This window comes from Streptomyces sp. NPDC043812 (assembly GCF_056436245.1).
Genome location: NZ_JBWKCY010000042.1, coordinates 1 through 19,524 on the forward strand (window position 1 = coordinate 1; position 19,524 = coordinate 19,524).

19 protein-coding genes and 2 pseudogenes are annotated in these 19,524 nt (G+C 71.3%); 9 read left to right on the forward strand and 12 right to left on the reverse strand.

Annotated features, from left to right (window positions below; all coding sequences use genetic code 11):
- From AC067Z_RS36175 to AC067Z_RS36185, 3 genes and pseudogenes are all read right to left on the reverse strand, one after another.
- A pseudogene (locus tag AC067Z_RS36175) lies at nucleotides 1-160 on the reverse strand (ABC transporter); the annotation flags it as partial.
- 42 nt (nucleotides 161-202) lie between these two features.
- Nucleotides 203-1,093 (reverse strand): DUF4097 family beta strand repeat-containing protein, encoded by an 891-nt coding sequence (locus AC067Z_RS36180; protein ID WP_478793892.1) that lies wholly within the window; start codon nucleotides 1,091-1,093, stop codon nucleotides 203-205.
- A gap of 108 nt (nucleotides 1,094-1,201) precedes the next feature.
- Nucleotides 1,202-1,723 (reverse strand): toxin-antitoxin system HicB family antitoxin, encoded by a 522-nt coding sequence (locus AC067Z_RS36185; RefSeq protein ID WP_478793893.1) that lies wholly within the window; start codon nucleotides 1,721-1,723, stop codon nucleotides 1,202-1,204.
- Between the two features lie 297 nt (nucleotides 1,724-2,020).
- On the opposite strand from AC067Z_RS36185, the pseudogene AC067Z_RS36190 reads away from it, so the two are divergent.
- The 3 genes and pseudogenes from AC067Z_RS36190 to AC067Z_RS36200 all read left to right on the forward strand — a co-directional run bounded on the left by AC067Z_RS36190 (nucleotide 2,021) and on the right by AC067Z_RS36200 (nucleotide 6,489).
- Nucleotides 2,021-4,208, forward strand: a pseudogene (locus AC067Z_RS36190) (MMPL family transporter).
- A gap of 389 nt (nucleotides 4,209-4,597) precedes the next feature.
- Entirely contained in the window at nucleotides 4,598-5,830 is a 1,233-nt protein-coding gene (locus tag AC067Z_RS36195; RefSeq protein WP_478793894.1) for a sensor histidine kinase, read from the forward strand.
- On the forward strand, nucleotides 5,827-6,489 hold the full coding sequence (locus tag AC067Z_RS36200; protein WP_478793895.1) for a response regulator: 663 nt from the start codon (nucleotides 5,827-5,829) through the stop codon (nucleotides 6,487-6,489). The genes AC067Z_RS36195 and AC067Z_RS36200 overlap by 4 nt, the downstream gene beginning before the upstream one ends.
- A gap of 21 nt (nucleotides 6,490-6,510) precedes the next feature.
- On the opposite strand, the gene AC067Z_RS36205 is transcribed toward AC067Z_RS36200, so the two are convergent.
- The 5 genes from AC067Z_RS36205 to AC067Z_RS36225 form a co-directional block, all read right to left on the reverse strand.
- Nucleotides 6,511-7,026: a hypothetical protein gene (locus tag AC067Z_RS36205; RefSeq protein ID WP_478793896.1), complete on the reverse strand. Its 516-nt coding sequence runs from the start codon at nucleotides 7,024-7,026 to the stop codon at nucleotides 6,511-6,513.
- 102 nt (nucleotides 7,027-7,128) lie between these two features.
- Nucleotides 7,129-7,536, reverse strand: coding sequence for a peptide-methionine (R)-S-oxide reductase MsrB (msrB, locus tag AC067Z_RS36210; RefSeq protein ID WP_478793897.1), 408 nt, complete (start codon nucleotides 7,534-7,536; stop codon nucleotides 7,129-7,131).
- Nucleotides 7,537-7,550: 14 nt separating this feature from the next.
- The gene (gene murC, locus AC067Z_RS36215; RefSeq protein WP_478793898.1) at nucleotides 7,551-8,945 is read right to left on the reverse strand and encodes a UDP-N-acetylmuramate--L-alanine ligase; all 1,395 of its coding nucleotides are present in this window, start codon (nucleotides 8,943-8,945) and stop codon (nucleotides 7,551-7,553) included.
- Nucleotides 8,946-9,019: 74 nt separating this feature from the next.
- Entirely contained in the window at nucleotides 9,020-9,490 is a 471-nt protein-coding gene (locus AC067Z_RS36220) for an indole-3-glycerol phosphate synthase (protein WP_478793899.1), read from the reverse strand.
- Between the two features lie 138 nt (nucleotides 9,491-9,628).
- Nucleotides 9,629-10,411 (reverse strand): pyrimidine reductase family protein, encoded by a 783-nt coding sequence (locus AC067Z_RS36225; RefSeq protein ID WP_478793900.1) that lies wholly within the window; start codon nucleotides 10,409-10,411, stop codon nucleotides 9,629-9,631.
- Here AC067Z_RS36225 and zapE point away from each other — a divergent pair.
- The 4 genes from zapE to AC067Z_RS36245 all read left to right on the forward strand — a co-directional run bounded on the left by zapE (nucleotide 10,410) and on the right by AC067Z_RS36245 (nucleotide 14,540).
- A complete protein-coding gene (zapE, locus tag AC067Z_RS36230) occupies nucleotides 10,410-11,519 on the forward strand; it encodes a cell division protein ZapE (protein WP_478793901.1) in 1,110 nt (369 codons plus the stop codon). The two genes, AC067Z_RS36225 and zapE, sit on opposite strands and share 2 nt — an antisense overlap.
- A gap of 35 nt (nucleotides 11,520-11,554) precedes the next feature.
- On the forward strand, nucleotides 11,555-11,983 hold the full coding sequence (locus AC067Z_RS36235; protein WP_478793902.1) for an OsmC family protein: 429 nt from the start codon (nucleotides 11,555-11,557) through the stop codon (nucleotides 11,981-11,983).
- Between the two features lie 106 nt (nucleotides 11,984-12,089).
- A complete protein-coding gene (locus tag AC067Z_RS36240) occupies nucleotides 12,090-13,448 on the forward strand; it encodes an alkaline phosphatase PhoX (protein WP_478793903.1) in 1,359 nt (452 codons plus the stop codon).
- A gap of 129 nt (nucleotides 13,449-13,577) precedes the next feature.
- Nucleotides 13,578-14,540: a PPK2 family polyphosphate kinase gene (locus AC067Z_RS36245; RefSeq protein ID WP_478793904.1), complete on the forward strand. Its 963-nt coding sequence runs from the start codon at nucleotides 13,578-13,580 to the stop codon at nucleotides 14,538-14,540.
- A 10-nt stretch (nucleotides 14,541-14,550) separates the two neighbouring features.
- Here AC067Z_RS36245 and AC067Z_RS36250 read toward each other — a convergent pair whose 3' ends face one another.
- The gene (locus AC067Z_RS36250; protein ID WP_478793905.1) at nucleotides 14,551-15,405 is read right to left on the reverse strand and encodes a class I SAM-dependent methyltransferase; all 855 of its coding nucleotides are present in this window, start codon (nucleotides 15,403-15,405) and stop codon (nucleotides 14,551-14,553) included.
- 70 nt (nucleotides 15,406-15,475) lie between these two features.
- Nucleotides 15,476-15,889, reverse strand: coding sequence for an organic hydroperoxide resistance protein (locus tag AC067Z_RS36255; RefSeq protein ID WP_478793906.1), 414 nt, complete (start codon nucleotides 15,887-15,889; stop codon nucleotides 15,476-15,478).
- Nucleotides 15,890-16,000: 111 nt separating this feature from the next.
- Here AC067Z_RS36255 and AC067Z_RS36260 point away from each other — a divergent pair, with 111 nt between their 5' ends.
- Together AC067Z_RS36260 and AC067Z_RS36265 are read left to right on the forward strand one after the other, a co-directional pair.
- On the forward strand, nucleotides 16,001-16,522 hold the full coding sequence (locus AC067Z_RS36260; RefSeq protein WP_478793907.1) for a MarR family winged helix-turn-helix transcriptional regulator: 522 nt from the start codon (nucleotides 16,001-16,003) through the stop codon (nucleotides 16,520-16,522).
- 161 nt (nucleotides 16,523-16,683) lie between these two features.
- A complete protein-coding gene (locus tag AC067Z_RS36265; protein WP_478793908.1) occupies nucleotides 16,684-17,223 on the forward strand; it encodes a hypothetical protein in 540 nt (179 codons plus the stop codon).
- Nucleotides 17,224-17,397: 174 nt separating this feature from the next.
- On the opposite strand, the gene AC067Z_RS36270 is transcribed toward AC067Z_RS36265, so the two are convergent.
- The gene (locus AC067Z_RS36270) at nucleotides 17,398-18,792 is read right to left on the reverse strand and encodes a S1 family peptidase (protein WP_478793909.1); all 1,395 of its coding nucleotides are present in this window, start codon (nucleotides 18,790-18,792) and stop codon (nucleotides 17,398-17,400) included.
- 129 nt (nucleotides 18,793-18,921) lie between these two features.
- The gene (locus AC067Z_RS36275) at nucleotides 18,922-19,431 is read right to left on the reverse strand and encodes a cupin domain-containing protein (RefSeq protein ID WP_478793910.1); all 510 of its coding nucleotides are present in this window, start codon (nucleotides 19,429-19,431) and stop codon (nucleotides 18,922-18,924) included.
- Between the last annotated feature and the right edge of the window lie 93 nt (nucleotides 19,432-19,524).

Below are 19,524 nucleotides of genomic sequence, written 5' to 3' on the forward strand. Positions count from 1 at the left end.
CGTTCGGGCCGAGCAGCGCGAACACGGACCCGGCCGGCACCACCAGGTCGACGCCGTCGAGCACGACCTTGTCACCGTAGGACTTGCGCAGCCCGGTGGCGGTGATCGCCGGCGCCGTCGCGTTCGCGGCGAGCGGCGCGGATGTCTGGGTTGCAGTCATGCCGCTTTCCTTTCGGGGATGGGAAGTTGGGGGCACGCGGGGTCAGGCGCGGCGGATGATGATGTCGCCTGCCCCGCTCCGGGCGTGCACCTCGACGGTCTCGTCGGAGTCCGCGGGGCCGGCGGAGGAGCCGAGCGAATTGCGTACCGTGCCGAACTTGGTGTTCAGGTCGAGCCAGGCGGCGGTGCCCTCGTGGATGCCCACTTCGAGGTCGCCGACGGACGTGCGCAGGTCGATTCGGCCGCGGGTGACGCCGCCGACGCGGATGCGGCCGTTGGAGGACATCGCGTCGACCCCGGCGTGGGCGACGCCGATCTCGATCCGGCCGTTGGCGCACTTGGCGTCGACGTTGCTGTGCGCGATGCCGATGGAGATGTCGCCGTTGGCCGCGTTGGTCTTCAGGCCGCCGGTGACCTCGCCGACCTCGGTGGCGCCGTTGCCGTTCTTGACGGTCGCCGCGCCGGCGACCGTACCGATCTCGACCCGGCCCGCGCCGATGACTTCGATGTCCCCGGTCGAGCGGGCCAGGCGGATGTCGCCGTGGTCGGTCTTGAGGTCGGCGCCGCCCACCTCGTCGACGTGAAGGTCGCCGAGCGAGGTCTTGAGCGTGACCTCCCCGAAGGGGCCTTCGCAGAAGAAGCTGCCCATGGCCGACGTGCCCCGGACATCGGATCCGGCGGGCAGTTCGATGCTCACCTCGATGGCGCCCGGCTTGCCGAACAGGGACCGCTTCTTGGGTGTCTTGACCGTGAGGTGGCCGCCCGAGCAGGTGACCTGGGTCTGCTGCACGGCCCGTACGTCGTTGTCGTCGGAGCCGTTGCGCGGCAGCACCTCCACGACCGTGTCGGTGCGCTTGCCCGCGGTGATGCGGGCGGTGCCGACCTCCAACTCGAGGGTGACGGAGATCGGTTCGGGGGTCTCGAAAGCAGGCATGGCTGTCCCGTCCTCTTGGCTTGGGTGGGTGATCCCGCTGGTGAGGCGGGTGATGAGTGACGTCGGCGGGATCGGCGATCCCGCCGGTGAAAGTGGGGTGCGGTGGGCCTAGCGGACCCAGCCGGTGAAGCCCCGGCCGCCCGAGTCCCTGGCGCGGCCCGGCGGGGTCGCACGCTCCCCGCCGTCGAGGGCGGTGGACACGGCCCGCACCAGCCAGGCGTTGACCGACAGGCCCTCCGCCGCCGCGGCGTCCTCGGCACGGGCCTTGAGGTGGGCGGGGAGGCGGAAGTTGATCCGCGCCATGGCGCCGTCGTCGGCGTCCGCGGGCGGCGGTGACGGGGCGGGGGCCGTGACCGGCGCCTGGGTCTCCTGGAACGGCTCGGGTGCGGGCGGCGGCGTCACCACGAACTCGGGGTCGAGCCCGCGCAGCCGCACGTCGACCGAGCCGGGCGCCAGCTCCCGGGTGACCTCGCCCATGGCTGCGGACAGCGCGTTGAGGAGGGTCAGGCGGGCGGCGGACTCCAGGGGGGCAGTGAGCCGCTCGGCGAGGGCGCGGGCGTCGTCGCCGCCGGCGTCCGCGGCGACGGCCAGCTCGTGCCGGAGGTTGTCGACGTAGGGCGTGAGGTCCATGACGCCATCATGGCATGTCAATGGCGCCATGGCGAGCCAGGTTGGCTCCTTTTTGGCGCCTGCCGCTCTGACCTGGGGTTTCATCCTTGAATTGGTGTGTCGTGGCGTCGCACTGGCAGTCAGGTGGCTTGCGGTGATGCCGCAGCGATGCCATCGTGGCACCACCCGAGCAAGGTCTGGCGCCATCGCAGTGCCGGTCTGACGCCATCACTGAGGCCGCTCCGTGCCCCGCTCCCGCGCCCCGCTCGGCCCTGCGCGTTTTCGACCTTCCCCGCCCACCGACAGGAGTTCCCAGCCGTGGCTACCTTCCTCTACAACCTGGGCCGTCTCGCCTTCCGGCGGCGATGGCTGATGGCGCTGCTGTGGGTGGTGATCTTCTGCGGTGCGGGATTGGCCGCCTCCTCCGCCCCGACGCCGCCCGCCGAAACCTTCTCGATGCCCGGTACGGAGTCACAGAAGGCCTTCGACCTGCTGGAGAAGAAGTTCCCGGACGCGAGCGCCGACGGCGCGAGCGCCCGGGTCGTGGTCCGCGCACCCGAGGGCGAGCAGATCTCCGCCCCCGCGCAGAAGGCCCATGTCGCGGCGCTGGTCGCGCAGTTGAAGCAGTCCCCGCAGGTGGCCTCGGTGAGCGACCCGTTCACGACGAAGGCGGTGAGCAAGGACGGTTCCACCGCCTACGCCATCGCCACCTACAAGGTCCCCGCCACCAACGTCGGCGACAAGGCGCACGACGCGCTCGACGACGCACTGGCCAAGGCCCGCGACGGCGGCCTGACCGCGGAGGCCGGCGGCGACGCCGTGAAGATCGACGCCGAAATGGGCGGCACCGGCGAGAAGATCGGCATCCTGGTCTCCGCCGTGGTCCTTCTCCTCACGTTCGGCTCGGTGGTCGCCGCCGGGATGCCGCTGCTCACGGCCCTCATCGGCGTCGGCATCGGCATCTCCGCGATCACGGCACTCGGCGCCACCCTCGGACTGTCCAGCACCACGTCGACCCTGGCGATGATGATCGGCCTCGCCGTCGGCATCGACTACGCCCTGTTCATCGTCTCCCGCTACCGCGTCGAACTCACCGAGGGCCGCGACCGCGCCGACGCCGCAGGACGGGCGGTCGGCACCGCGGGCTCCGCGGTCGTCTTCGCCGGGCTCACCGTCATCGTGGCCCTCGCCGGCCTGGCCGTGGTGAACATCCCGATGCTCACCAAGATGGGCCTGGCCGCCGCGGGCACGGTCGCCGTCGCCGTACTCGTCGCCCTCATCTTCGTGCCGGCGCTGCTCGGCTTCGCGCCGGTCAAGGTCCTTCGCCGCCGGGACCGCGCGCAGTTCTCCGGCAAGCCGCTCAGCGCCCGCCGGCAGCGCAAGGCCGTCAAGCGCGCCGAGAAGGACGCACGGCGGGGGCCCAACCTCGGCTCCCGCTGGGCCGGTTACGTCCTGCGCCACCCCGTCGCCGTACTGCTCCTGGCCGTCCTCGGCCTCGGCGCGGCCGCCGTGCCCGCCGCAAGTCTGGAGCTCGGTCTGCCCGGCGAGGGCACCATGGCCCCCGACACCACCCAGCGCAAGGCCTACGACATGCTCTCGGAGTCCTTCGGCGCCGGGTTCAACGGGCCGCTGATGATCACCGTGGAGGGCCGGGACGCGGCCGCCGCGGCCGACACCGTCGGCAAGCGACTCGCCGAGCAGGACGGCGTCGTCGCCGTCACCCCGGCCACGCCCAACGAGGCAGGCGACACCGCGATCCTGAACGTCGTCCCGGCCACCGGCCCCACCGACGGCGCGACCGAGGACCTGGTGCGCCACCTGCGCTCCCTCGCCACCGGCTTCCGGGCCGACACCGGCGCCGAGGTGCTGGTCACCGGCCAGACCGCGATGTTCATCGACTTCTCCAAGACCCTCGACGACGCGCTGCTTCCCTATCTCGCCCTGGTCGTGGGCCTGGCGTTCCTGCTCCTGATGGTGGTCTTCCGCTCGATCCTCGTGCCGCTCAAGGCCGCGCTCGGCTTCCTGCTCTCGGTGACCGCCGCGCTCGGCGCCGTGGTCGCGGTCTTCCAGTGGGGCTGGCTCGCCGATGTCTTCGGCGTCGACCAGCCGAGCCCGATCATGAGCACGATGCCGATCTTCATGATCGGTGTGGTCTTCGGCCTCGCCATGGACTACGAGGTGTTCCTGGTGACCCTACGGCGGCCGGGTGGTCGCCGCGGCCGCCGCCATCATGATCAGCGTGTTCTCCGGCTTCATCGTGGAGGACAACGACTTCATCAAGATGATCGGCTTCGGCCTCGCGGCCGCGGTGCTCTTCGACGCCTTCATCGTCCGCATGACGATCGTCCCCGCCCTGTTCGCCCTGCTCGGCAAGGGCGCCTGGTGGCTGCCGCGCCGGCTCGACCGACTGCTTCCCAACCTCGACGTCGAGGGCGAGAAGCTCTCCCGCATGGCCCCGGCCGGGCGGGTGGCGCCTTCGCGCCGCGAACATGAACTGGTCGACTAGCTACCTGGGTCGACCGTGGTCAGGCCCAGCGGCTCGGCGCCCGCTGGGCCTGCCGCGTGCGGTGGCAACGGCCGGCCCCGCCGGGCGGGCAGGCGCGAGAAGATCACCAATGAGGTCGAGGTCCCCTACGACACACGCCGATGCAGGCCGTCCACAACCGGGGCAACACCTGGACGCTGACCGTGTGACCGGTTGAGGCCCGCGGGAGTCCGCGAACTCGTCTCTCGTCACCCCACGAGGCGGCCGGCGCATTCCGAGACGCACACCGCCGCCGTCACGGCCGTCTCCGGCATCGGGCCGTGGCGGGCAGCCGGAGGGTCGGCGTGTCACCCCTGGGTGTACGACCCTGGTCCGATTCCCGGCGCTGCGGGCGCAGTTACGATCACCGCATGTCCGCCACACCGCCCTCCGCCAGGACCGGGACCGGCTCCCGCCTCTCCGCGTTGCGGAGCGCCCCGCCCGCCGTATGGATGTCGGTGGCCTGGTGGGCGGGCCTGGCGTTCACGTTCCTCGTCCGCTTCCGACTGCCCGGCGAGCAGGAGCCGTCGGTCACGCCGGGAGTGGTGATCTTCCGGTGGGACGGGCTGATCCAGCTGGCGCTGGCCACAGCGCTGGCCCTGGCGGGCGCGCGCATGCTGCAGCGCCGGCCGCTGCCCGCTCTTCGTCTGCTGCTGGCGGCATCGGTGCTGGGCGCCATGCCGCTGAGCGTCGGGGAGATCCCCCTCGCGCAGTTCCTCGCGGTGGACGTGGCGCTCTACTTCATCGCGGCCGCGCATCCTCGCCGGACCGGGGTGGTTGCCGTGGTGGCGGCGCTCGGGGTGCTGGCGGGCTACCTGGTGACGCGGTGGATGTTCGGCTGGGACACCGGCACCTCCGCCGAGTTGGCCGTGGCTCTGACGGCCGTAGTCGCCTGGTTGGTCGGCGGCTCGGCCCACGAGTCCCGCGCTCACACCGCACAGTTGCGCGAGCGGGCCACCACCCAGGCGATCACCGACGAACGACTGCGCATCGCAAGGGAGTTGCACGACATGGTCGTGCACAGCATCGGCATCATCGCACTCCAGGCCGGGGCGGCGCGGCGGGTGATCGGCACCCAGCCGGACCGGGCGCGCGAGGCGCTGGGCGAGGTGGAGCACACCAGCCGGGAGACGCTGGCGGGCCTGCGCCGGATGCTCGGGGCGCTCCGCGAGGCGGAGTCGGCCGAGGCCCCCGGCCGGACGGCGGCCGGGGAGACGCCGGGCCTCTCGGATGTGGACGACCTGGCCGCGGTGACGACGGCGGCCGGTGTGCGCGTCGAGGTCGAATGGCGCGGCGAACGGCGCCAACTGCCGCCGGAGATCGACCTGTCGGGGTACCGCATCGTCCAGGAGTCGGTGACCAACGTGGTGCGCCATGCCAACACGGCCTCGTGCCGGGTGACGCTGGACTGCGGGGACGACGAACTGTCGATCGAGATCGTCGACGACGGCCTCGGCCACGGCGCCTCCACGGACACCGGCTTCGGACTCCTCGGGATGCGCGAGCGGGTGGGTGTGCTGCACGGCGACTTCTCCGCCGCGCCGCGTCCGGAGGGCGGCTTCCGGGTCGCCGCCCGTCTGCCGCTCGCGGCGGGCGCCCGATGAGCATCCGGGTCGTCCTCGCGGACGACCAGCCCCTGATCCGCGCGGCGCTCCAGATGGTGATCACCGACGCCCCCGGGATGGAGGTGGTCGGCGAGGCCGGCAACGGCGCGGAGGCGGTCGCGTTCACCGAGAGCCTCGCCCCGGACGTGGTGGTCATGGACCTCCGCATGCCCGGCATGGACGGCATGGACGGCATCGAGGCGACCCGCCTCGTCACCGAGCGGGCCCCGGACTCGCAGGTGATCGTCCTCACCACGTTCGACGACGACTACGTCTACGGTTCGCTGCGTGCCGGAGCGTCGGGCTTCCTGGTCAAGGACATGGCCCTGGACGACATCCTCGCGGCGATACGCGTGGTGGCCGCCGGCGACGGGCTCATCGCCCCCGGCGTCACGCGCCGCATGATCCGGGAGTTCGCGGGCCGCCCGGAGGGGAGAGCGCCGAGAAGGGACCTGGCCAACATCACCGACCGTGAGCGTGAGGTCCTGACCCTGGTCGGCAGCGGCCTGTCCAACACGGAGATCGCCGAGCGCCTGTTCATCAGCGTGGCCACGGCGAAGACGTATGTCACCCGCCTGCTCTCCAAGCTCGACGCCCGCGACCGGGTCCAGCTCGTGATCATCGCCTACGAGTCGGGGCTGGTGTCGACAGGCGGGTGACCGGGACGAACCGGGCCGCGGTCAGGCCACCGCGGTCTTGGTCGCCGAGTCCACCGTGCAGCGGTACCGGACGTCGTCCCTGACGAAGTGGTACGTGTCCTTGGCCTTGAACGTCCGGCTCTCCCCGGGGCCGAGCGTGAGGGGCGCATCGGCGGTGTCGTAGAGGCCGATGATCCCGTCGTCGGACGTCTCCACCCACTCGACGTAGATCCAGTACGTGTACGTCTTCGCGGAGGAATTGGTCACGGTGCCCGTGTAGTTCAGCGTCTCGGCGGCCTCGTCGTACGTGCACTTGTCGGCCGTGATGTCGCCCGTCGCGTCCTGGTCCTCGGGGTCCGCGTCGTCCGTGGAGCCCGTCGTACCGGAGGTGGTGCTGCCGGTCGTCGTGTCGCCGCCCGTGGAGGAGTAGGACCCGGAGCTGCCGCCCGAGCTGCCGTGGTCGTTGTCGCAGCCACCCCCGCCGGACCTCCTGGCGCCGGTCAGGGCGACGAAGACCACCGCCACTGCGTCGATGACGCGGACATGACGACACTTCATGGTGAACCCCCGTGGTGCGGAACGGACTTGACCGACCGGATGCCGGTTGACGTGCACACGCCTCACTAGCAACCGGTGATCACCGTTCCGCAAACGGCGGGGTCAGCCCTCGTCGGGCGCCAGCGTCAGCGAGATCGAGTTGATGCAGTACCGCTGGTCCGTCGGGGTCGGGTAGCCCTCACCCTCGAAGACGTGACCCAGGTGCGATCCGCACCTGGCGCAGCGGACCTCGGTGCGGACCATGCCGTGGGAGGCATCCGCGATCAGTTCGACCGCGTCGGTGTCCCTCGGGTCGTAGAAGGACGGCCAGCCGCAGTGGGACTCGAACTTCGTGTCCGAACGGAACAGCTCCGCCCCGCACGCCCGGCAGGAGTAGGTGCCCGCCGTCTTCGTGTCCGTGTACTCGCCGACGAACGCCGGCTCCGTGCCGGCCTGGCGCAGCACCGCATACTCGGCGGGGCTCAGCTCCGCTCGCCACTGCTCGTCCGGCTTCTCGACGTCGTACGCCATGAAGGTACGCCTCCTCAGTTCGACAGGCGGGCCAGGATGGCCGGACCGAGGTCCGTGACATCGCCCGCGCCCATCGTGAGAACGAGATCGCCCGGCTGCGTCATTCCCGCGATCACCTCGGGGACGCTCGCCTTGTCGTGGACGGCCGCGACCTGCGCGCCCGCCGCCTTCGCCGCGTCGATGATCAGCTCGCTCGTGATGCCGGGAATCGGGTCCTCGCGAGCCGGGTAGATGTCGAGGACCACCGAGGCGTCGGCGAGGGCGAGGGCCTGACCCATCTCCGTGCCGAGCTCCTGGGTGCGGGAGAACAGGTGGGGCTGGAAGACGACGAGCAGCCGGGACTCGGCGGCGGCGCCGCGCATGGCCTCCAGGTCCGCGGTCATCTCCGTGGGGTGGTGCGCGTAGGAGTCGATGACCTGGACGCCCGCCGCCTCGCCCTTGAGCTGGAGGCGGCGCTTGACGCCGGTGTACTTGCCGAGTGCGGAGGCCAGGTTGTGCGCCGGGATACCGAGGGCGACTCCGGCGGCGAGCGCGGCGACCGCGTTGTGGGCGTAGTGCCGGCCGGGGACGGAGACCGTGAAGGTGAGGAACTTCCCGTTCAGCAGGACCGTGACCTCGCTGGTCAGGCCGCGCGGGGTGACCTTGTGGACGCGGACGTCCGCCGACTCGGACTCGCCGTAGGTGACGACGTTCAAGGAGGAGAGGTCGCGGACGCGGGAGGCGAGCTCGACGGCGCCGGGCTGGTCGGCGGCGATCACCAGCGTGCCGCCGGGCACGATCTTGCCGACGAAGGTCTCGAACGACTCGTAGATCTCGTCCATCGAGGCGTAGTTGGCGTGGTGGTCCAGCTCCACGTTGAGGACGATCGCGACCTCGGGGTCGTACTTATGGAAGCTGCGGTCGCTCTCGTCGGCCTCGGCGACGAAGATCTCGCCCTCACCGTGACGCGCGTTGGTCCCCGGACCCGCGAGGTCGCCGCCGATCGCGTACGAGGGGTCCAGGCCCAGCTCGGTCAGGGCCACGGCCAGCATGGAGGTGGTCGTGGTCTTGCCGTGGGTGCCCGCGACGGCGATCGAGCGCAGTCCGGTCATCAGGGAGGCGAGCGCGTCGGAGCGGTGGACGACCGGCACGGACAGTTCGGCGGCACGTGCGAGCTCGGGGTTGTCGGCGCGGATGGCGCTGGAGACGACGACGCAGCTGGCGTCGTCGGCGAGGTGGCCGGCCGCATGACCGATGTGGACGGTCGCGCCCAGTGCCCGCAGCGCCTCGGCGGTCGCCGACTCCTTGGCGTCGCTGCCCGCGACCTTGGCACCGCGCCGGGCGAGGATCTTCGCGATGCCCGACATGCCGGCTCCGCCGATGCCGATGAAGTGCGGGCGCTCCATGGCGCTGGGAACGGCGGGTGCCATGTGTCTGTCTCCCGAGGTGTGCGTGTACGTGCAGGGGCCCACCCTATTGCCTGTGGGCGGACCCGCCGCGCGCCCTACTCGCTGTGCGCGAAGAGCTTCAGCACCGGTACGCCGACCTTGTGCCGGGCTCTGGAGGCCCAGTCGCGGTGGAAGAACTCCTCGACGTAGTGCGGCTCGGTCAGCACGATCACCTCGTCGGCGCCGGACTCGTCGACCACGGACTTCAGCTTGTCCAGCGGGTGGTCCTCGACGAGCCGGCCCTCGGCCTGGCAGCCCGCCGCGCGCAGGGCGGCCAGGGAGACTTCGAGACCGCGTTCGGCGGGAGCCTTGGCGGCCTCCCCCTCCGGCTCCTCGCCCTCGTGGACGGCCTCCTTCAGTTCACCGACGGCGACGTCGTCGATGGCGCGGAGCAGTACGTCGGCCTGGTCCCCGCGCGGCTGCATCAGCACGACGAAAGAGACCGCCTCGTCCCCGTGCAGGGTCGTGACGAACTCCACGTCCTCGGAGGTCAGGGGCTTCTCGATCATCAGTACGCTTGTGAACACGTTCAGGAGCCCTTCTGCGGAAACCATCCTTCCCCCCGACGACGCGGGGGTCTGCCAGTCAAGTGTGCCCCTCCGAAGCTAAGCGGAACGGTAGATTCCGCCGATTGTCACCGTTGGCCGTCACATCGCGGCCGGCCGTCACACCCGGCGGTAGCGGGTGAACAGAAATCCGGATTCCTCCAGCAGCGACACCAGCGCGAAGCGCGCAGGATCGTCCAGCGCGGGCCCGCCGGCGATGCGCTGCGCATCCCCCACCGTCATCGTCGGCGACACCGTCAGGCACAGCTCGTCCAGTACCCCGGCGGCAGCGAACTGACCCAGCATCCGCGGACCGCCCTCGGTGAGCAGGCGCACCAGGCCGCGCTCGGCCAGCGCCCGCACGGCCCGTGCGGGGTCGACGCCCGGCCCGTCACCGGCGACGACGACCTCGGCACCCGCCTTCTCCGCCTCCCGGATCCGCTCCCGCGACGCGGCCGCACCCGTCAGCACGAGCGTCGGCACCAGCGGCTCGGTGAACAGCGGGAGCGAGAAGTCGAGCTTCAGCGAGGCGCTGACCACGGCGATCACGGCCGCACGCCCCTGCCCCGAGGCGGCGCGGCGGGCGGCGAAGGCGTCCCTGGCGCGGGCCGGCCGGTAGCCCTCCAGACGTACGGTCTCGGCGCCGACGATCACGGCGTCGGCGAGACCCCGCAGCGTGCCGAAGATCCGCATGTCCGCGTCGGAGGAGATCGGCTGCGAGCGTCCGTCGTGCTGGGCCGCGCCGTCGAGGGAGGACACCATGTTGGCCCGCAGCCAGGGGCTCTCGTGCTCATCGCCCGTGGGATAGGCGTAGGCGTCGGCAAGCTCGTCCAGCGACCACTCGCGGTCGGCCCGGTGTTCGCCGGGCGGTGTCTGGTCGGTCACAGGGAACAGGCGTCGCATGCCGTGCAGTCTTACACGGCCCTTACAGTTGAGTACTGTGCCGACCAGCCCGATATCCGAAGCCGCTCCCCTGTCGCTCTGCGCCCGCGAGCCGCACGTCCCCGCCGACCGACTGGTCGCCGAGATGGTGCCGCCGCCGCGCTTCGACGCGGTCCGCTTCGACACCTATGTCCCGGACCCCAAACAGCCCAGCCAGACCGAGGCCGTCAAGGTCCTGAGCGACTTCGCGTCGGGCCTGGGCGGAGCACATGCCGCGGGCGGCGGCAAGCGGCGCTGGTTCGCCAAGAAGCCCGCCGCCCCCGCCGGGCCGCGCGGCGTCTACCTCGACGGCGGCTACGGCGTCGGCAAGACCCATCTGCTGGCCTCCCTGTGGCACGCCACCCCCGCCGACCCCTCCCACAAGGCCTTCGGCACCTTCGTGGAGCTGACGAACCTGGTCGGCGCGCTCGGCTTCCAGAAGACCGTCCAGACGCTCAGCGGCCACCGGCTGCTGTGCATCGACGAATTCGAGCTCGACGATCCGGGCGACACCGTCCTCGTCTCCACCCTGCTCGGCAAGCTCGTCGACGCCGGTGTGGCGCTCGCCGCCACCTCGAACACGCTGCCCGGCAAGCTCGGCGAGGGCCGCTTCGCCGCCGCCGACTTCCTGCGCGAGATCCAGGGCCTGTCCGCGCACTTCCGGCCGCTGCGGATCGACGGCGAGGACTACCGCCACCGCGGTCTGCCCGAAGCCCCGCCGCCGTACTCCGACGAGCAGGTCACCAAGGCCGCGTACGCCACCGCCGGCGCGTCCCTCGACGACTTCCCGCACCTGCTCGAGCACCTGGCCAGGGTGCACCCCAGCCGTTACGGCGCGCTGACGGACGATCTGCGGGCCGTGTGCCTGACCGATGTGCAGCCGGTGCCCGACCAGTCGACCGCGCTGCGGCTCGTCGTCCTCGCCGACCGGCTCTACGACCGTGAGGTGCCGGTGCTGGCCTCGGGTCTGCCGTTCGACAAGCTGTTCAGTGACGAGATGCTGAACGGCGGCTACCGCAAGAAGTACTTCCGGGCGATCTCGCGGCTCACCGCGTTGGCGCGCGACGCGAAGGTGTTGGTGGAGCAGTAGGTTTGGGGCCGTAACCCGATCTGAAGGGATCCATCATGGCCACCACGCGTCAGGCGCACACCGTTTGGGAAGGCAGCCTGCTCGAGGGCAAGGGCGTCGTCACCCTCGACTCCTCCGGCGTCGGCGAGTACCCCGTCACCTGGGCGGCGCGGACGGAGCCGGCCGAGAGCGGCAGGACCAGCCCGGAGGAGCTGATCGCGGCCGCGCACTCCAGCTGCTTCAACATGGCCTTCTCGCACGGCCTCGCCGGTGCGGGGACCCCGCCCACCCGGCTGGAGACCAAGGCCGACGTCACCTTCCAGCCGGGCGAAGGCATCACCGGTATCCACCTCACCGTCGTGGGCCAGGTCCCGGGCCTGGACGAGGCCGCGTTCGTGAAGGCCGCCGAGGAAGCCAAGGTGAACTGCCCGGTGAGCCAGGCGCTGACCGGCACGACCATCACGCTGAGCGCGTCCCTGGCGTAGCACAGTGACCCCGTGAGGCACAGTGGCCCGCATGGTTACGTGTCACGTATCTGCGTGATACACACGTGCGGGTCACATCTCCTGTCCGCCAGCAGGGAGTTGCCACATGTCTGCAACACGACGTCAAGTCTTGGCCCGTACCGGCGCACTGGGTGCGTCGATCGCCTTCACCGGCGCCTTCTCCGAACTCTTCGCGGGCACCGCGGCCGCCCGCGGCAACGGCGGCTACGGCCCGCTCGTGCCCGACCCGGACGGGCTGCTCGATCTGCCGAAGGGCTTCCGCTACAAGGTCCTGTCCCGAGAGGGCGAACAGATGGGCTCCGACCAGGGGCCGGTGCCGAGCAACCACGACGGAATGGCGGCCTTCGCCGGCCGCCGCGGCCGCGTCCACCTCGTCCGCAACCACGAGAACCGGCACAACGGCAGGATCGGCGTGCCGACGATCGGCGGCCTCACCTACGACCCGATGGGCAAGGGCGGCTGTACGGCGCTGGAGCTCGACGGCCGGAACAACGTCCTGTCCGAGCAGGTGGCCATCGCCGGCACCGCGGTCAACTGCGCGGGCGGTCCGACCCCGTGGGGCACCTGGCTGACCTGTGAGGAGACCGAGGACCGGGCGGGCACCAACGGCTACACCAAGGACCACGGCTTCATATTCGAGGTGGACGGCGCCGACCCGCGCCGCACCGGCGCCGTACCACTGACGGCAATGGGCCGCTTCCAGCACGAGGCGATCGCCATCGATCCCTCGAACGGGATCGTCTACGAGACCGAGGACGCCTTCGAGCGCCCCTTCGGCCTCTTCTACCGCTTCCTTCCCGACAAGCCGATGGGGGGCACCGGTTCGCTGCGTGCGGGCGGCCGGCTGGAGGCGATGCGGGTACCGGACGTGCCCGACCTGTCCGAGATCCAGGAGGTCGGCGCACGGTTCGACCGGATCGAATGGGTGCCCGTGCCGGACAGCCAGGCGAAGGAAACCCCCATCAGGCTGCAGGACTTCGGCCGGAAGGGCATCACCCACGCCCAGAAGCTGGAGGGCTGCTACTGGGGCGGGAAGTCGGTGTACTTCGTCTCCAGCTTCGCCCGCAGCGCGGACGGGTCGGCCGCGGACCACTTCGGCCAGGTGTGGAAGTACGAGCCGCACAGGCGGCGCCTCACCCTGGTGATCGTCTTCGGCCCGGACACGGACATCCAGCTCCCCGGCGAGTCCCCCGACAACATCTGCCTCGCGCCCAGCGGCGGGCTGATGGTGTGCGAGGACGGCGGCGGCGCACAGCACGTGTACGGCATCACCCGGCGCGGCGAGGTGCACCCGGTGGCGCGCAACGCGCAGGACATCGGCACGCCCGAGGAACCGGAATGGGGCGAGTTCGCCGGTGTCACTTTCTCCCCGGACGGCGCCACGATGTACGTGAACTGCTACACGCCCGGCACGACCTTCGCGGTCACCGGACCCTGGCGCTGACCGCCGCCGCCCGCCCGTGAGCCCGGCGGGCGCGGCGCCAGGTCCTGTCCGGGCCGGCGCCGCGCTCGCGGGAGCGCCCCTCGCGTCGCACGATCGTGTGAGGCGTACGGACCGGGAAAGGGGCGCGCGGTGGCCAAGGACAGCGCGGGAAAGACCGCGAGGAGCGGGAAGGGCGCGCAGACCCGGAAGGCGGGAACGCCGGCGAAGTCCGGGAAGGCGGGCAAGGCCGGGAAGAAGGGCCGGCAGAGGCCCGCACCGCTCGGCGAACTGCTGCGCATCCCGCCCGGCAAGCCTGTCGACCTCTCGTCGTACGACCCTGCGGCAACCCCCGCCGGTCCGCCCGGCAAGGCGGACGGCAGGGCGGCCACCGCACGGCTCGCGCCACGCCTGGCCGATCTCCAGGAGCGTCTGTACGCGGCGGCCACGGCGGGCGACCGACGCCGGCTGCTGCTGGTGCTCCAGGGGATGGACACCAGCGGCAAGGGCGGCGTCGTCAAACATGTGGTCGGCCTGTTCAACCCGGCCGGCTGCCGCATCAAGGCGTTCAATGCGCCGACGCCGGAGGAACTGGGCCAGACCTTTCTGTGGCGTATCTCCCAGGCGCTTCCGCACCCGGGCGAGATCGGCATCTTCGACCGCTCGCACTACGAGGACGTACTGATCGCCCGCGTCCGGGAACTGGTCCCCCCGGATCGGCTCGAACGCCGCTACAAGCAGATCAACCGTTTCGAGCAGGCGCTCGTCGAGGACGGCGTCACGGTCGTCAAGGTCTTTCTGCACATCGGCTTCGACGAGCAGCGCCGCCGGCTGCTGGCACGGATCGACAACCCGGACAAGCACTGGAAGTTCAACGAGGGCGACATCGCCGAACGGGCCCTGTGGCCCGCTTACCAGGAGGCGTACGAGATCGCCCTGGAGCGTTGCTCGACGGCGGCGGCGCCGTGGTTCCTCGTGCCGGCCGAACGCAAGTGGTACCGCAACTGGGCGATCACCACGCTGCTGCTGGAGCAACTCGAGGCGCTGGATCCGCGGTTCCCGCCGGGCGGGTTCGACACGGCGAAAAGCCGCAAGTCGCTGCTGGCCGGGCTCTGAGCGGCCGGCGTCAGGTGCGGCTCGCGAGGAGCGCGTAGAGCAGCGGAATGCGCGGGGCGGAATCGGGCAGTCGCCACCATCCGTCGGGGGTGCGGTCCATCCCGGGCCACCTCGGCCAGGGGATCTCGTCGCTCTCGCGGAGCCTCTCGATGCGCAGTCCCGCCCCGATCAGGGCGTTGATCACCTCGCCCTGACCGTGCATCCACTCGAAGCACTCGGTCGCGCCCTCGACCGCCGGGCCGTCGGTGTAGGTGTGCGTGGAGTCCTTGCGGAGTGGGCCACGGCCCGCGAGGTAGTCGTCGCGCAGCAGGAGCTCCGGGCTGTCGCCGGGTGCCGGGGTGAGTCCGAGGGCGTTGAGCAGCGGGTGGAACTCGACGATGTACACGCGTCCGCCCGGCCGCAGCAGCGCGGCGACGGTCGCGGCCCAGCGGTCGAGATCCGGCAGATAGCACAGGGCGCCCTTGCCCGTGTAGACCAGATCGAAGGCGCGCCCGGCGAGAGCGTCGGCGGCGTCGTAGACGTTGGCCTGCACGTACTCGGCCGGGAGGTCCGCCTCCGCGGCGATGCGCCTGGCCGCGGCGACCGACGCGCCGGAGATGTCGAGGCCGGTGGCCCGTGCTCCCCGCGCGGCGAACGCAATGGTCTCGGTGCCCAGATGGCACTGCAGGTGCAGTACGTCGCGCCCCGACAGGTCGCCGATGTCCGCCCACTCGTAGGGGGCGAACCAGCGCGCCGGGTCCGCGGGGCCGCCCACGTCGTAGAAGCGGCTGGCCAGGTGCACCGGGGTACGGGCGTCCCAGTTGGCCTCGTTGGCCCGCATCATGCGCCGCAGAGCCGGGTCGATGTGCTTGGCTGCCTCGGTCATGAGGCCATCCAAGCGGCCATCGCCCGGCTCTGTCGCACGCTCGCCGTGATTGGCGCGAGTTCGGCGACGACTACTCGATGACGAGCTCGACCGGCAGGTTGCCGCGGGTCGCCTTGGAGTAGGGGCAGTACGCGTGGGTCTTCTTCAGCAGGTCCTGGCCGGCCTCGCCCTGCAGGTGGTCGGGCAGCTCGACGCGCATGACCACGGACAGGCCGAAACCGCCGTCGGTGTCCTTTCCGATGGAGACCTCGGCGGTCACGGAGGCGTCCTTGACGTCGATCTTCTCCTGGCGGCCGATGGCGCCCATCGCGCTGGCGAAGCAGGCGGCGTAACCGGCGGCGAACAGCTGCTCGGGGTTGGTGCCCTGTCCGTTGCCGCCGAGGGCCGCGGGGAACGAGAGCGGCAGGTCGATCTGGCCGTCGGAGCTGACGGCACGGCCTTCGCGGCCGTTGGCGGTGGCGACAGCGGTGTACAGCGCGTCCATGGGTGCATCCCTCTTCGTCCGGGGTTCGTCCGTGCCGAACCGATGACATAAATAAAGCACACAATTCAGTTGCGCACAACTTAATGGCGCACGGCTTGCTAGACTGGGGGCATGGAGAAGACGACGCTGCACGATGTGCCGGACGAGGACTTCCTCCGCCTCGACCGCCAGATCTGCTTCTCGCTGCACGCCGCGACAAGGGCCTTCAACGGCGTCTACCGCACGGCGCTGAAGGATCTCGGCCTGACCTACCCCCAGTACCTGGTGATGCTGGTGCTCTGGGAGCACGGCGAGCTTCCGGTCAAGCAGATCGGTGAGCATCTGCGGCTGGACTCCGGCACCCTGTCCCCCCTGCTGAAGCGCCTCGAGACGGCCGGCTACGTCGAGCGCCGGCGCAGCGCGGAGGACGAGCGCTCCGTCACGGCCCGGCCCACCGACGCAGGCGTGGCGCTGCGCGGGCATGCGCTGCGAGTACCCCGCAGGATCGCGGCGGCCACCGGGCTGCCGCTGGACCGGATCCGTGCGCTGCGCGACGAGCTGGACGCCCTCACACAGACACTGGACACCGCCGGCACGCGGATGGCGGGCGGGGACTGCGCCACCGACGGGGACCTCGGGCCCATCCGGCCCTGATGTGCCGGGCAGGTCCTGAGGGGGCGCCGCGGGCGGCGGCCCCGCATCGCGACACCCTGCGGGCACAACGCGCCATTCATCCGTTTTCGGAATATTTTGGCTGGCACAGGACCGCACAGGACCGCTCGATTCGGCGGCTCGCGCCGCAGACCGGAGACGTCGTGAAGCACCCCCGCCCTGCCCGCCACGTTCTCGCCGCCGCTCTGGCCGCCGCACTCGCCGCCGGACTGACCGCATGCGGATCGGACAGCGACAACGGGGGCGAGGGCACCGCCACTCCCCGTGCGACGACGACCGCGCCCGCCAGCCCCACGACCGGTTCGCCCACGCCCCGCACCCAGCAGGACTTCGAGGAGTCGGTGTCGGCCGAGTCCGAGCGGGTGCGCGCGTCGGCGTCGGCTCAGCTGAACGAGGCCACGGGCCGGGGCAACGCCACCGCCGACGTGTCGCAGCAGGGAGTGGCCACGGCGCGGTCGGACGGCAGCCGCGCCGCCCTGATCCGGGTCACCAACAGCACCGACAAGACCGCTTTCTACGCCGTCCAGGTCGACTTCGTGAACGCGTCGGGCGGCGTGGTCGACTCACGCGTCGTCGGCTTCGAGAACGTCGCTCCCGGCCAGCGCGTCGAGCGCTACGTCGTCAGCAAGAAGGCGGGCGAGGAGAACACCACCCCCCGTATCGCCAAGGCGCAGCGGAGCTAGGTCCTGTCCGGGCGCGGGACGGGGCCAAGGGCCGGGAACGGGTCGAGCAGCACGACGACGGGCCCCCGTGACCTCCGGGCTCGGGGGCGTCCGAGCTCGCTCGCACGCACGTGAGCGGCGGGGCCGCGGGCATTCTGGTGCCCGCGGCCCCGCCGCTCCCTCGGACGGACGCCGTCAGCCGTTGTTACCGGCGAAGCCGCTGCCGTCGGCTCCTCCTTCGCCGTTCGCGTCCGCGCCGTCCCCGGCGTCACCGGCATCGCCGATGCCACCGGAGCCGTTCTGGCCGGCGGCGCCGTTGCCCGCGTCACCGGCGCCCCCGTCGACCGCACCGTCACCAGCGCCTGCGTCAGCCGCACCGTCACCAGCACCGGCATCAGCCGCACCGTCACCAGCGCCTGCGTCAGCCGCACCGTCACCAGCGCCTGCGTCAGCCGCGCCGCCACCGGCACCTGCATCGCCCGCGCCGATCTGGGCGCCGACCGCCGCCAGCGCCGTCGTCACGGGCTGGAAGAACGTCTCACCGCCCGCCTGGCAGTCGCCGCTGCCGCCCGATGTCAGGCCGATCGCGGCCCCGTCGCGGGTGAACAGGGCGCCGCCGCTGTCGCCCGGCTCCGCGCAGACGTCCGTCTGGATGAGGCCGGTGACCGTGCCCTCGGGGTAGTTCACGGTTGCGTTGAGCCCCGTGACCTGACCGTCGTTCAGACCGGTCGTGCTGCCCATACGGAACACCTGCTGGCCCACGGCCGCCTCGTCCGCGCCCACGATGTCCAGCGTCTGGCCGTTGCCGAGGTCCACCGTGCTCGGCGCCTGCGTCGCCGGGTCGTCGTACGTGACCAGGGCGAAGTCGCCGTCGCCGGGGAAGGTCGCGGCCTGGACCGTACCGATCGGTGCGCCGTCCGCGGACTCGGACCACTGCTCGGTGGCCACACCGCAGTGGCCCGCCGTGAGGAAGCCCGGCGCCCCGTCCTGCGTCGTCACGTTGAAGCCGAGCGAGCAGCGCGCGCCGCCCCCGAAGATGGCGTCGCCGCCCTCCAGGAACGTCTTGAACTCGCCCGCCGACTTCTTGATACGGGCCGTGCCGGAGCCCAGGTCACCGACTGCCGACTCCAGCCGGTCCCAGCTCTCGCCGGTGACCGTGCGGTCTGCGGTGACCAGGACCTGGTTGGTCCGCGGGTCGACGGCCCAGGACGTGCCCGGGATGGTGGCCTGCTTCGCCAGCGTCTGCGTGGCCGACGTCAGCTCGCCCATGCTGTTCTCGACGCTTCTGGCCACGGCACCGGCCTTGTTGACCTGCACGATCACTTCGTTGTTGTCGCCGCTGACGTTGACCACGAGCTGCTGCTTGCCCGCGTCGTAGTACGCACCCGCATACGATTCGCCGAGCTCGGGGATCAGCTCCGACACGAGGTCCTGGGCGGAAGCGGCGCTCAGCCGCTTCGGGTCCGACTCGGCATCGGAACCCGACTGCGACGCATTCGCGTTGGGGAGCAGGATGGCCGCCGCAGCGATGCCCACCGCCCCGGCTCCTGCAAGCACGGCCTTTCGCTTGGGTATTCGCCTGTGACTCAACTCGCTGCCTCCTGCGGGGGATACGGAATCCGGTTGCCGACGGGAACCGGGGGACGCGTCCGACCCTTGATACGTACGAGGCGGGAGTTGTACTCATCGCGATTGCGAAAGAGGAGTGCCGACGGACCGTCAGAAGGACGATCCGTCGGCCAGTTCGGTGCCGCAACGGCTGCAGTAACGTGCGCCGATGTCGTCACTGGGGCGGTCGCACCCGGGGCAGATCCGATGGAGCCGGCACGCGGCCTCCCCGCCTTCCGTCACGGCGGCACGGGAGGTGGCGGGCGGCTTGATGGTGAGGCCCGGCCGGCGGCGATGGGCGGTCATGTACACCAGCCCCTCGTCCCCCGCGGACAGGGACCGCTCGGTGCCGTGCGGCAGCCAGGCCACGCAGCCGGGTTCGAGGCGCTCCGGCCGGCCGGCGACGGAGAGTTCACCGCTGCCGGCGACGACGCACAGCAGCACGTCGAGGTCGGGTTCGACATGGCGCTCGACCCGGTCGCCGGGCAGGAGGCGGATGACATTCGCGTCGAGCTGCCGCGCGGCGGGGTCCAGTCGCCACACCGCGCCGCCCCGGTCGTGGGGCGGGGCGAGCAGCTCCGACATCGTGGCGAGCACACCGGCCGTGGGGGGCAGTGCCATGCCGTTCCTCCCTGAACGCGGGTCCGCGCGGTGGACCATGGACCGGGAGCATCATTGCATGATGCAAGAGAAGGGCGGCACCGTCCGGGGCGG

What these genes read in the sequence shown, in the direction of transcription:
- AC067Z_RS36180 (WP_478793892.1), bottom strand. Translation starts at nt 1,093, where the DNA reads ATGCCTGCTTTCGAGACCCCCGAACCGATCTCCGTCACCCTCGAGTTG.
- AC067Z_RS36185 (WP_478793893.1), bottom strand. Translation starts at nt 1,723, where the DNA reads ATGGACCTCACGCCCTACGTCGACAACCTCCGGCACGAGCTGGCCGTC.
- AC067Z_RS36195 (WP_478793894.1), top strand. Translation starts at nt 4,598, where the DNA reads ATGTCCGCCACACCGCCCTCCGCCAGGACCGGGACCGGCTCCCGCCTC.
- AC067Z_RS36200 (WP_478793895.1), top strand. Translation starts at nt 5,827, where the DNA reads ATGAGCATCCGGGTCGTCCTCGCGGACGACCAGCCCCTGATCCGCGCG.
- AC067Z_RS36205 (WP_478793896.1), bottom strand. Translation starts at nt 7,026, where the DNA reads ATGAAGTGTCGTCATGTCCGCGTCATCGACGCAGTGGCGGTGGTCTTC.
- msrB (WP_478793897.1), bottom strand. Translation starts at nt 7,536, where the DNA reads ATGGCGTACGACGTCGAGAAGCCGGACGAGCAGTGGCGAGCGGAGCTG.
- murC (WP_478793898.1), bottom strand. Translation starts at nt 8,945, where the DNA reads ATGGCACCCGCCGTTCCCAGCGCCATGGAGCGCCCGCACTTCATCGGC.
- zapE (WP_478793901.1), top strand. Translation starts at nt 10,410, where the DNA reads ATGCCGTGCAGTCTTACACGGCCCTTACAGTTGAGTACTGTGCCGACC.
- AC067Z_RS36225 (WP_478793900.1), bottom strand. Translation starts at nt 10,411, where the DNA reads ATGCGACGCCTGTTCCCTGTGACCGACCAGACACCGCCCGGCGAACAC.
- AC067Z_RS36235 (WP_478793902.1), top strand. Translation starts at nt 11,555, where the DNA reads ATGGCCACCACGCGTCAGGCGCACACCGTTTGGGAAGGCAGCCTGCTC.
- AC067Z_RS36240 (WP_478793903.1), top strand. Translation starts at nt 12,090, where the DNA reads ATGTCTGCAACACGACGTCAAGTCTTGGCCCGTACCGGCGCACTGGGT.
- AC067Z_RS36250 (WP_478793905.1), bottom strand. Translation starts at nt 15,405, where the DNA reads ATGACCGAGGCAGCCAAGCACATCGACCCGGCTCTGCGGCGCATGATG.
- AC067Z_RS36255 (WP_478793906.1), bottom strand. Translation starts at nt 15,889, where the DNA reads ATGGACGCGCTGTACACCGCTGTCGCCACCGCCAACGGCCGCGAAGGC.
- AC067Z_RS36260 (WP_478793907.1), top strand. Translation starts at nt 16,001, where the DNA reads ATGGAGAAGACGACGCTGCACGATGTGCCGGACGAGGACTTCCTCCGC.
- AC067Z_RS36275 (WP_478793910.1), bottom strand. Translation starts at nt 19,431, where the DNA reads ATGGCACTGCCCCCCACGGCCGGTGTGCTCGCCACGATGTCGGAGCTG.